Here is a 12,127-nt window from a genome sequence, read left to right on the forward strand (position 1 = left end):
AGCCGGATGCGGTGAAAATCGCACGTCCGGATCTAACCGAGAGGGGCGGGGAATAATATCCTCCCTCGACTCAACCTGATTAGAGCTGATAAAAAATGATAGATGCCGTAGCCCTGCCCGTAACAGAAGAAAGTCAAGTGGGAGAAGCGCGCCGAATCGCAGTCGCCCTCGCGACCGAAGTCGGATTTAACGAGACCGATCGCGGTAAAGTGGCAATTGTTACCACCGAAGCAGCAAAAAACGTGGTCAAGCACGCCCGCGAAGGAGAACTTTTGCTGCGAACATTAAAAACAACGGCAGGATATAGCATTGAAATAGTAGCGCTAGACCGGGGGCAGGGCATGGCAAATGTCGCGCTGTGTCTGCGGGACGGTTTTTCTACAGCGGGAAGCCCTGGAACAGGACTGGGGGCAATTAAACGCCTCTCTACTTTTTTTGATATTCATTCTGTACCAAAACTCGGGACAGCCTTATTAGCGCGGCTGGAACCGACCCAAAATAGCCGGGAAGCCTTCCAAAACAGCAATTACTTGGAATTTGGGGCGATCCACTTACCGAAAGCAGGAGAGCAAATTTGCGGCGATTCATGGGCGACAGAAAATCACCTTGACAAAAACCTGATTTTAGTGGCAGACGGGCTCGGCTACGGGGATTTGGCGGAGGAAGCGTCTCGCGAAGCAGTGCGCGTATTTGAGGAAAATGCCAAACTCGGGCCGAAAGCAATTTTAGAGAAGGCGCACGCTGCTTTAAAAAATACCAGAGGAGCGGCTGCGGCGATCGCCCAAATAGATCCTACCCAACAAACAATTTGTTTTGCCGGAATTGGCAACATCAGCGGTGTAGTTGTCACAGATAACCAAAGCCGCAGCATGGTTTCCTACAACGGCACAGTTGGACATATGATGCGAAAAGTAGCAGAATTTGTCTATCCTTGGTCGCAGCAGTCCCTACTCATCATGCACTCTGACGGTTTGGCGGCGCAGTGGAATTTAAACCGCTACCCGGGTTTAGCCTCCAGACATCCTGCTTTAATCGCAGCCGTGCTCTACCGGGACTTCAAACGCACTCGCGATGACATGACAGTTATAGTAGCCAAGGTCAGGAACCCCATAGCTAAAGCTAGGGGATTGCAAACTGTTCGGCTCTAACGATCCCAAGCAAGCAATCCCGAACCTGACCAGCCTAAGACTTAACCACAAGTCTACGTTTTCAAGGTCACGATACCGACAAATGCGTAGCTAGTTTGTTGCCAATATCGTTGATTGTTAAACATCTTTAGCGGGGTTAAGGAAGTGCAATTAACCTAACAAGCCTTGAAAACCTTGGCGAAGCTAACGTTACGAGAAATCAGAAGAGACGCAATAATGTCTAACCAAATCCTAGTTTTAGATACCAATCGCAAACCGCTAACACCCTGTACGCCAGGGATGGCACGGTCATTACTTAAAGCAAGAAAGGCTACTGTCTTTCGCCGATACCCGTTCACCATCATTATCACAAAGGAAGTTCAAAATACTCCACAATGTCTAACTTTAAAATTAGATCCTGGCAGCAAAGTAACGGGCATTGCTTTACTTAAAAATGACAAGCTGATTTGGGCAGCAGAGTTGACTCATAGAGGCTCAGCCATCAAACATGCTTTATTGTCACGCCGTCAATTACGGAGAGCGCGACGTAACCGTAAAACCCGGTATCGTAAAGCCCGATTTCTAAATCGCACTCGTCATGAAGGTTGGTTAGCGCCCAGCTTGCAACATCGAGTAGATACGATACAGACCTGGGTTAACCGTATTTCTCGCTATGCTCCCGTAGGTTCACTGGTTCAGGAATTGGTCAGATTTGACTTACAATTGATGCAGAATCCTGAGATTAGTGGTGTCGAATATCAGCAGGGAGAACTACAGGGTTACGAGGTGAAAGAGTATTTGCTCAATAAGTTCAATCGTCAGTGCGTTTACTGCGGTGCAAAAGATACAAAGCTAGAGGTCGAGCATATCCACCCACGCTCTAAAGGTGGCTCTGATAGGGTTTCTAACCTGGCTTTGGCTTGCCATCCGTGCAATCAGTGGAAAGGTAATCAAGACATTAAAGATTTCCTCTCTGGTAAAGTTGACATTTTAAAGAGGGTATTGGCACAGAGTAAAGTACCCTTAAAAGATGCAGCAGTGGTTAACGCTACGCGATGGGCTTTATTCAATGCCTTGAGAACAACGGGTTTACCTGTCAGTACCGGATCTGGAGGCAAAACAAAGTTCAATCGGACTCGGTTAGGGCTTCCCAAAACCCATTGGCTTGATGCCGCCTGTGTTGGTGACACTCCGACATTAGAAGTTTTGACCTTGCAGCCGTTGTTGATTAAATCAGCAGGGCATGGGACTCGCCAAATGTGCGGTACTAATAAATTTGGTTTTCCAATTCGTCACCGTACAAGAGTCCAGATTCACAAAGGTTTTCAAACAGGCGATCTCGTTAAAGCAACCGTTACCTCTGGAAAGAAAATCGGCTTTTACGTTGGGCGGGTTCTTTGTCGGGCAACTGGTAGTTTCGATATCGCTACGGTCACGGGAAGAGTTACGGGCATTAGTCACAAATACTGCACACCAATCCATAAAAAAGATGGTTACAACTATAGCTATTGATTTGGCTGTTGAGGGGGCATCGAACCCCCTCAACAACCACTCTTATCCCTCCCCATGTCTGAAGCCAGAGGTTTCTCGGAGGTTTTGGTGAAAAGCAGCGTGAGTTACCCAATCCTGACGACGGAAGTCCGCTTTGAACAAGACATCGTACAAGTACGCCAAAGAGCTCGCCAAATTGCTAAAGGGCTGGGATTCGATTCCCAAGTACAAACCCGCATCGCCACAGCAGTTTCCGAAATTGCCCGCAATGCTTTCAAATATGCCGGCGGTGGCAAAGTAGAATTCATTGTGGAAGGGGAATCGCCCCAAATTTTTCGGACTCGGATTTCCGACACGGGGCCGGGAATTGCTGATTTACCCGCTGTGTTAAGCCCCAATTTTCGATCGCAAACCGGCGCGGGACTCGGTTTAGCAGCAGCGAAACGGTTGATGGACGAAGTGAAAATCGACTCTCGGCCCGCTCGCGGAACGGCTGTACAATTAATTAAACAGTTTTCCAAACATATGCCCGCGCTGAGTGCGATCGAACTAAATCAATTAGTTGACAAACTAGCGCGCCAAATTCCCGAAGATCCCTATGCCGAAATTCAGCAGCAAAATCAAGAATTACTACGCACTTTAGACGAACTCCGCCAGCGTCAAGAAGAACTCGTACAATTAAATCAACAACTAGAAGATACCAATCGCGGAGTCCTGGCACTTTACGCTGAATTGAACGATAAGGCCGAATCTCTCCGGCGCGCCAGCGAACTCAAAACCAGCTTTCTCTCTAATATGAGCCACGAGTTTCGCACTCCACTAACGGCCATTATGAGCCTTTCCGAAATATTGTTAAATCGCCTCGACGGAGAACTTTCCCCCGAACAGGACAAGCAAGTAAATTACATTTACAAATCCGCCGAGTCTCTCGCAGAACTTGTCAACGACTCGTTAGATTTAGCCAAAGTAGAAGCCGGAAAACTAACTGTTCGCGTTGCTGATTTTGAAGTCGAAGATTTGTTCAGCGCGCTGCGAGGAATGATGCGCCCCCTGGTTCCCCAAAACTCTGCCGTTTCTATAATTTTTGAAGATCCTCTCGAACTTCCAATCCTTACAACCGACGAGGGAAAAGTTTCTCAGATTTTGCGAAATCTGATTTCTAATGCCCTCAAATTTACCGAAGCAGGTGAAGTTCGAGTTGCTGCGGAAATAGGAGAGGAGGGAACAGTTACTTTTTCAGTAGCAGATACGGGCATCGGCATTCCCCCAGCCGACCAAAGGCGGATTTTTGAAGAATTTGTCCAACTCGAAAACCCCTTGCAGAATGGCGTCAAAGGCACGGGATTGGGATTGTCTCTGTGCAAAAAACTGGCGGAATTTCTGGGAGGAAGCATTGAAATCACAAGTTCACCCGGAGTGGGTTCGACTTTTTTTGTTACACTGCCGATTCTGTATCCGGGAGAGGAAGAAAACCCTTTGGAAATGTCCCCTGCTAAGGGAGATGAAATATCGGTAGCAAGCGCAAATTCTCGTAGCTTGCGCGGTTCCGGGGCATCGCCAGCGGCGGATTCAGCAGCCAAAGTTTTGATTGGGGAGGATGAAGATAGTTTTTCGGTATTTGCTGAAAAAATTGCCACCAATTCATTGTACTGCGATATAGGTCGCCAACGGCGCTGATGGTGGGTGCGACTGCTCCTTGAGCAACCGCAAGCAATTTTTATCGACATTGTGATACCGGATCTGACCGAATTTGAGGTTTGGGAAGGGTGGAAATGCGATCGGACTAATTGTCAAATACCTGCCATCGTGATGAATTCAAAACATTTTGGGTTACATCACTTTTTTTCTGTGCGGGATGCTAGGAATGCACGGTGAAAAATATTATTCCGATGCAAAGGGAAACAATATCAGGCCTTGTAGCTTTTGAGAACTGAAGTTCGATGCTGCGAACCTAATTATATTTTTTTCAGCGCATTTTATATTGTTCGTAAGAGAATTAATTTATCGCAGGCAAGATTTATTTAATTTGCAACAGGATTTAACCTCTGTGCTGTAAAATGTAGCAGTTCTCAGTGGCCGACTATATAGTAGGAACTTACCGAGGGCCTATTTTCGTGTCGGCGATCGGCTAAAATCCATGATAAATCTCGTTCTTAGCAAAGTCTCGATTAATAAAAAGAATGCAACTTTAGGCGCGTAATCCAAACCCATACAAAATCAGCCATTCCCAATTCCGAAATCTAAAATCTAAAATCTAAAATCTAAAATCTAAAATGGTATGACTTTCATCTCCCTTCAATATGCCCTGTTTTTGTTAGTTTTGTTCGCGGCTTACTGGTTGGTTCCGCTGCGGTGGTGGCGGCTTTTCATCATGTTGGCGGGCAGTTTGATTTTTTACGCTTCGCTGCAAATTTGGTACATTCCTCTGCTGTTAGTCGGTGCTTTGTTTAATTACTGCTTGGGGATGGCGATTGGGGAACCTCTGGATTGGCGGATTGCTAATGAATCTTGGAACCGCCGCCGTTTGTTGCTGCTGTGGATAGGCATCTGCCTGAATGTGTTGCTGCTTCTGGGGTTTAAGTATGTGCCTTTTTTATTGAGTTCGATCGGCACTTTGTTCAATTGGCCTTTAGCTATCGACGGGGCTGACTGGGTGAAAAGTCACGTCATCGCACCCCTGGGATTGAGTTTCTTTTGCTTTGAGTGCATTGCTTATTTGATTGACGTGTACCGAGGCGCGCCTGCTGCTACTTCGCTGCTGCACTTTGCTGCTTATAAGTTGTTTTTTCCCAAACTGATTTCCGGCCCGATTACTCGGTATCACAACTTGATCTATCAACTGAAAACCCAGCAATTCCCGACGCCCGATCGCATTTCTGAGGGACTTTGGACGATCGCCTTTGGTGCAGTAAAAAAAGGTCTTTTCGCAGATAACTTGGGAATTTATGCCGATTTAAGCTTTACCAACTTGCAGCGGGCGGGTAGCGAGGATTTGTGGCTGGCTATTTTTGCTTACGGGCTGCAACTTTATCTCGATTTTAGTGGCTATGTTGACATGGCGCGGGGTACTGCTTTGCTGCTGGGTTGGTATTTGCCACCAAATTTTGATTTTCCTTATTTTAGTGCCAGCATAGCTGATTTTTGGCGGCGCTGGCACATGACTTTAGGCGATTGGCTACGCAATTATTTGTATTTTCCTTTGGGCGGTTCGCGAGTCGGTTTGTGGCGCACTTGTCTGAATTTGTCGATTGTCATGTTAATTGCGGGAATTTGGCACGGGGCCGCTTGGGGATTTATTGTGTGGGGAGGTTTACACGGTTTGGCTTTGGCGGTTCACAGGCTGACTGATGTGCTGTTTAAGCGGTTGCGGATCGAGTTTTTGTGGGAAAATCCGATCGGTATTGCGAGCGGTTGGCTGTTGACTCAGGCGATGGTTTTTGCTAGTTGGATATTTTTCCGCCTTCCCGATTTAAAGGATTCGGGATGGGTGATTTCGCATTTGTGGGGACACACTGCTGACGTGCAGTTTGCTGAGAAAGTTTATGGCGAAGCTTTGGGTTTGGAAAGAGTGCATTTAACTTGGATGTTGGCGGCTTTGGCGGCGGCGATGGTGGGGAATTATGCGTTGAGTCGGGGTTTGAAATTGGAGTTAAATTGGCCGCTGAAATTGGTGTTAGTGCCGCTTTGTTTGTATGCGGTTTGGGTGTTGGCTCCCGAAGGGGGTTTGCCTTATATTTATTTTGATTTTTAGGCTATTATTTAATTCGCCGTAAGGTGCAGCGCACCCTACAACTACATTGATGGGCGCGGAAGTGATTCCCAGCTACCTATTAGTGTCAACTTAAGCTTTTAGTTCGCCAGTCCTCTCGCTCACCCAACAGTCCGCCAGGGAATGAATTCCCTGTCTCATAGCTAAAGTCCTCTCAAAGATGACTGAAGAACTCATTAGTCCTCATAGCGAGGAATTTCGCTTTGAGGCTCTTGTTTCAACCGCTGCCGGACTGAGGGTTTAACGTTAATTTGACACGAATGCCGGCTACCATACAACTCACAGTCAACAGTCAACAGTCAACAGTCAACAGTCAACAGTCAACAATCATATCGAGGAGTTCACCCTATAACTGATAAGAACACCAGTCACTCCAGCTACCGACATAAAGTTTAGCATCGGGAATTCCGGCGATTTCTAAAGACAGTAAATTAACGCAAGCCGTCACCCCGGAACCGCAATAAACAATAATTTCTTCGGCTTTTTCTAATTCCGTCCACCGCTGTTTTTGTTCGGATGCCGATCGCACTTTTCCAGTTTCATCCGTCACCCCTTGCCAAGGATAGTTAACCGCACCCGGAATGTGACCTGCAATGGGGTCGATCGGCTCCCGCAAACCTTCATATCTCTCGCTTTCTCGCGAATCAACCAAAACCTTTCCCGGCAAGTCTTTACGCTCTTTTACCGCTTCAATATCTACCGCCAAATCCTGCTGCAAGTGGGTCACAAATTTACCCTCCCGGGGTTCTGGCCAAATATTTGTTACCGGATAGCCCGCCGCTTTCCAGCCGCTGAAACCGCCGTCTAACAAAGCGACTTTGCTGTGTCCCATATATCGCAGCAGCCACCACAAACGAGCGGCAAAAGCCAGCCGTGAATCGTCATAGGCGACGACTAAAGTTTCAGGTGAATTAATGCCGATCGCGCTCAACTTCTCAGCTAATTCTTCAATATTTGGCAGCGGATGTCTACCGCCGTGTTTGCCCACTGAACTCGCAAGATCGCGGTTTAAATCTAAATAGAAAGCTCCCGGGATGTGACTTTCTTGATATTGTTTTTGTCCCAATTCAGGGTCGGCAAGGGAAAACCGACAGTCAATGATTACAACTTGTGGATTGTCGGTATTGGTGGCTAACCATTCAGGAGAAACGATTAAAGTGTTGTCAGTCATAATTTTTCAAATCTATATTTTAACATTATCTAGAAGGAGATTTTTTCTCTGGTTCTGCTTTGTCGGAAGGAGATTTTTCGGAAGATCTATTTTCAAAATTTGATTTTTTAGGGGTTGCTTTTTCCGGACTTTCTTTGGGCGAATTTGATTTTTTAGGAGTTGCTTTTTCCGCAGGTGATTTTTCGGCTGGTGCGGGAGTTGGAGCTGGCAGAGGGGGAGTTACTGCTGCTTCTTGAGCGTAAAGCAGATATTTCTGATACTCGATTACTTTTGCTTGAGCTAGTTGATGGTTGGGGCTAGAGACTGGTACTCTTCTCATTAATGAGACGGCTTCCTGCCAACGATCGGTAACTGTAGTCCAATCTTCCTTGGTTTTTGCCGCTCGGCCTAATTCTGCTGCTTTGAGTGCGCTGTTAACGGCTTCTCGAAAAGTATCTGGTGCAGTTGCTAAATTTGCTGTTTCATCGGGATTGTCCCCCGCAGTTGCTGCTGGCTGGTTCAAAATTTTACCGACAAACGCCACCACGGCGATCGCCAACATACCCGTTACTAGCCCGACTACAATGAAAGTCGATCGCAGTCGGTTCTCAAATGCAGCAAGTTCCGGCGGTTTTTCCTCCTCCTCAAAATTGTTCTCCATCTCTGTGCGATCGTCCATATTAGCAACCGCAGTATTTGGCACAGATTCTCCCCCAAAGCTCTGTGGTTCAAAATTGCTGTTCTCCAAACTAAACTCTTGACTCCAAGCAGCAGCAATCTGACCGCTTTCTCGGCCCTCAACCTTCACTTTACGAACCGAATCCGGCTGCAAATTCGTCAGCTCGGTGCGGACAAAATCAACTAATGTATTTTCTATGGGTACCTGCTCGGCCTCAAGAATTACATCCAAACAGTCGCCGTCGAGATTCGCGGAGGCTGTGATGCCTTCAGATTGCAACTGGCTGTTTAGCCAAGAGGCGATCGCCTCCGGGTTTCCCTGCTTGGCAAGTTCCTGAAAATTAAGCTCTGTCATAGCTGGACACCTGATAATGCAGAAGGTAGAAGGAAGTTCGGTAACGGATTACGTAACAGATGTAACGGATGGAAGAAGTCAGAAGGCTTTAGTTATTTAGCAGAGAAGTCAGAAGCAATATGATAGCTCATGTTTCAGCAATTAAGAACGTCTTAACCTTCGGGCGCGGTTGCTATAGAAGGCAGAATTAATGAAAAAGTCAGAAATAATTTTTTTAAAGTTGAAAACACCCTAACTGAAATTCAACAAATAGTATAATGTATCGTGGCAAATTCCAGCCCAAAGACGCAAATTATCACTCTCGCTCCCCCTCCCAGCCCTTGGGAAAAGACTCGCAGTCCTGACTCCCAAACGAACTCAGGTTTGTACTGAGGAATGCAAGCCGTCTTGCTCAGCCGCCAAATACTGCTGCAACCAGGTTTTTGATACCGGGCGCGCCAGTCCAGATATTGCAAGCATCGCCCCTACAACCAGCATCCGCCTGGAAAAATCCTCGATCGCGCGGATGCCAGATGAGAAATTTTAGAGGAAAAATTTGTGCGATCGCAGTGCCATCGGCGGACAGCGAGTGATATCATCAGTTAGTCAATATTCAAGTTTTTATAGCAAATAACTCGATCGCACAATGGTAGCAATAGCAATTTTAGCGGCGGGACGCGGCACGCGCATGAAATCTGACTTGCCCAAAGTTCTACACGAATTAGGCGGTCGATCGCTAGTTGAGCGAGTCCTCCAAAGTTGTCAACAAATTCAAATTACCAGGCGACTTGTCATCGTCGGTTATCGAGGCGAACTCGTTAAAGAATCCCTGATTCGAGGTCAAGAAATATCAGGGAAAAATCTTCAGTCTCCTCCCCTAGAATTTGTAGAACAAACTGAACAATTGGGCACCGGCCATGCCATCCAACAATTGCTGCCTCACTTAGAGGGATTTCAAGGAGACTTGCTGGTCTTAAATGGGGATGTACCTTTGCTGAGGGCAGAAACTATCAAACAATTGATGGCAATTCACAAACAGCACCAAAACTCTGCTACTTTATTGACAGCTAATTTACCTAATCCTCAAGGGTACGGCCGAGTATTTACCGACAGTCAAAACTTAGTCCAGCAAATTGTCGAAGACCGCGACTGCACACAAGCTCAAAAGCAAAATCACCGCATTAATGCAGGTGTTTACTGCTTTCATTGGCCGGATTTAGAGAAAATTTTGCCAGAATTGAAGGCAGATAATGACCAAAAAGAATATTACCTAACTGATACGGTAAATTTCCTCAGCCCGGTGATGGCGGTGGATGTAGAAGATTATCAAGAAATATTGGGAATTAACGATCGCAAACATTTAGCCACAGCTTGCGATATTTTGCAAACGCGGGTAAAGGACAAGTGGATGACGGCGGGAGTGACGCTGCTCGATCCCAACAGCATCACCATTGACGATACAGTAGAGTTGCAGCCGGATGTGGTAATTGAACCGCAAACTCACTTGCGGGGAAACACTTCGATCGCCTCTGGGAGTCGCATCGGCCCCGGCAGTTTGATCGAAAACAGTCAAATTGGCGAAAATGTGACTGTGCTTTATTCGGTGGTTTCTGACAGCATGGTTGCTGAAAATTCGCGGATTGGCCCTTACGCACACTTGCGGGGACACGCAGAAATTGGGGCGAACTGCCGCGTCGGCAATTTTGTAGAATTGAAAAATACTCAAATAGGCGATCGAACTAATGTCGCTCACTTGTCTTATTTAGGCGACGCGACTTTGGGAGAAAAAGTCAACATCGGTGCTGGGACAATTACGGCAAATTATGACGGAAAAAACAAGCACAAAACTCAAATAGGCGATCGGAGTAAAACGGGTTCTAACAGCGTGCTGGTTGCACCGATAACTTTGGGGGAAGATGTTACTGTAGCGGCGGGTTCTGTGGTGACAGAAGATGTGCCGAATGATTGTTTAGTAATTGCCCGTTCCCGGCAAGTTGTCAAACCAGGTTGGAAGTTGAAAGAACCTAAGAAGTGAACGATTGTTCACTTTTTAGATGATGAGTTGCCACCCGCGAGTTTCGCATTCGAGACCACAGAAACGGCGTTTTTATAAGGGGGGCGATGGCGCCCTAGGAGAGATTTTGGCAAAATACCCGGTTTCTGCGTAAGTCCCCAACCTTGAGAAATCGGGTTGATCGCGATCGGCTATTTTTTTTATTTTTGCTGGTGCAGATAGTTGTTAATCGCTTTGGCGATTTTTTCTTGCTCGTAGGGACTCATAGTGCGGGGTAGGGAGATGCGAGAGCCTCCACAAACTAACAGTCTAACTTCGTACCAAATGTCTTTATCCAGATCTTTTGTTTGATGGACTTCCACTCCATAAATCTCGCACAGAGAGTATTGAATTACGGTACTGGCCCACAAACCTCGGTGTTTAACACTCAAGGTGTTTAAAGTTGCATCGAAGCTGAAGGTTTCATTATTTCTCAAGACGATCACTGCGGCTGCTGCGAGCAAAAATATGCCTCCTGTCCATCCCAACCAGCGCTCGTCTTGGCTTAAGCGCAGCAATCGATTTTTTGCATTTTTAACAAAAAAATTAATGTCAGAAGCAACAGCGTCTTGGGTTCCCCAATTAGTGGAGTTAGCAGTGAAAGGAACATTGCCAACAGAAGTCAAAAGTACAACTCTGGTTTTATAACCGCATCTTTGAACTTTAGCTCCCCGCAAAGAAGCAAGCTCAATTTCTTTGATGTTCGATCCCAGTAAATTCGATCGCACAATCTGGCAACTGCCTTGTTTTGCCTGCAATCGCTGGCAGCTCAGGGTTGCTTTATGATAATCAAAAGCCAGCCCGAACAGTCCAAGGGCTATGAATAAACAACTAGCCAACCAAAAATCAAATATGCTTTGAGTCTGAATTATTAATTCACTTGCTGTTTGCTTGATTATTTTCATTTATCTCGCCTTTTGATTCCCCAAATGAGGCTACAGATCGACTTCCTGACCCGGATGAGCCGAATTGTTAACTTATATATTATTTGAAGTCGTCCTTTGCCATGACCCCTTTTATTTTGCTAATAGATTAGCACTAAAATTCCTGACTGACAACAAATGTCACGACTCTACTTGCGGCTGCGTTTGAGATAGCTTTCTGTCATTTATCTTGGGTTATTGACTTGGGCGATCGCCAGTTGACATAGCTCGGCATCCCCAGGGTTTTACCGTCTTTAAGTGCCGCAGCCGAGCTTTACATAATCTTCACAATCGACGGCTAATAGAGATAATTCGAGTAATCGCGAAGGAGATTTAGAAAAGAATTACCGAAGCGATCGCAAGGCAAGCAAGTATGTTGATTCAGTGCGATCGCCCGTCGAGGTAGCTGCGAATCAAATCAGCCATTTTTTGTTGCTCTTCCCGATTCAAGCTACCGCTTAAACATATGGAATGTCCCGCATTCATTAGCAAATGCACCTGGTAGCAGGTATAGCTGTCCATATGTCAATACGGTTCAGTTAAGGGCTATGCAGTGCTTAAAACAATAAATACAGGAGGGTTCATTATGATTCCAGTACCTC

General features: G+C 46.3%; 8 protein-coding genes. 5 read left to right on the top strand and 3 right to left on the bottom strand.

Annotated features, from left to right (window positions below):
• Window positions 1–95 precede the first annotated feature (95 nt).
• From QUB14_RS26975 to QUB14_RS26990, 4 genes are all read left to right on the top strand, one after another.
• Window positions 96–1,148, top strand: a complete 1,053-nt coding sequence (locus tag QUB14_RS26975; RefSeq protein WP_333221119.1) for an ATP-binding SpoIIE family protein phosphatase — start codon at window positions 96–98, stop codon at window positions 1,146–1,148.
• A 216-nt stretch (window positions 1,149–1,364) separates the two neighbouring features.
• The gene (gene iscB / locus QUB14_RS26980; protein WP_333221117.1) at window positions 1,365–2,639 is read left to right on the top strand and encodes an RNA-guided endonuclease IscB; all 1,275 of its coding nucleotides are present in this window, start codon (window positions 1,365–1,367) and stop codon (window positions 2,637–2,639) included.
• Window positions 2,640–2,738: 99 nt separating this feature from the next.
• Window positions 2,739–4,295, top strand: coding sequence for an ATP-binding protein (locus tag QUB14_RS26985; protein WP_333221115.1), 1,557 nt, complete (start codon window positions 2,739–2,741; stop codon window positions 4,293–4,295).
• 601 nt (window positions 4,296–4,896) lie between these two features.
• Window positions 4,897–6,369 (top strand): MBOAT family protein, encoded by a 1,473-nt coding sequence (locus QUB14_RS26990; RefSeq protein ID WP_333221113.1) that lies wholly within the window; start codon window positions 4,897–4,899, stop codon window positions 6,367–6,369.
• Between the two features lie 364 nt (window positions 6,370–6,733).
• Here QUB14_RS26990 and QUB14_RS26995 read toward each other — a convergent pair whose 3' ends face one another.
• Complete coding sequence (locus QUB14_RS26995; RefSeq protein ID WP_333221111.1) at window positions 6,734–7,558, bottom strand: sulfurtransferase; 825 nt, start codon at window positions 7,556–7,558, stop codon at window positions 6,734–6,736.
• 25 nt (window positions 7,559–7,583) lie between these two features.
• Entirely contained in the window at window positions 7,584–8,570 is a 987-nt protein-coding gene (locus QUB14_RS27000) for a hypothetical protein (RefSeq protein WP_333221109.1), read from the bottom strand.
• 625 nt (window positions 8,571–9,195) lie between these two features.
• Between QUB14_RS27000 and glmU the strand changes: the two genes are divergently transcribed.
• The gene (gene glmU / locus QUB14_RS27005) at window positions 9,196–10,584 is read left to right on the top strand and encodes a bifunctional UDP-N-acetylglucosamine diphosphorylase/glucosamine-1-phosphate N-acetyltransferase GlmU (RefSeq protein ID WP_333221107.1); all 1,389 of its coding nucleotides are present in this window, start codon (window positions 9,196–9,198) and stop codon (window positions 10,582–10,584) included.
• A 179-nt stretch (window positions 10,585–10,763) separates the two neighbouring features.
• Here the strand turns inward: glmU and QUB14_RS27010 are convergent, their stop codons facing one another.
• The gene (locus QUB14_RS27010) at window positions 10,764–11,507 is read right to left on the bottom strand and encodes a hypothetical protein (protein WP_333221105.1); all 744 of its coding nucleotides are present in this window, start codon (window positions 11,505–11,507) and stop codon (window positions 10,764–10,766) included.
• Window positions 11,508–12,127: the final 620 nt, after the last annotated feature.

This window comes from Microcoleus sp. B3-D2 (assembly GCF_036705345.1).
Lineage (GTDB): Bacteria > Cyanobacteriota > Cyanobacteriia > Cyanobacteriales > Microcoleaceae > Microcoleus.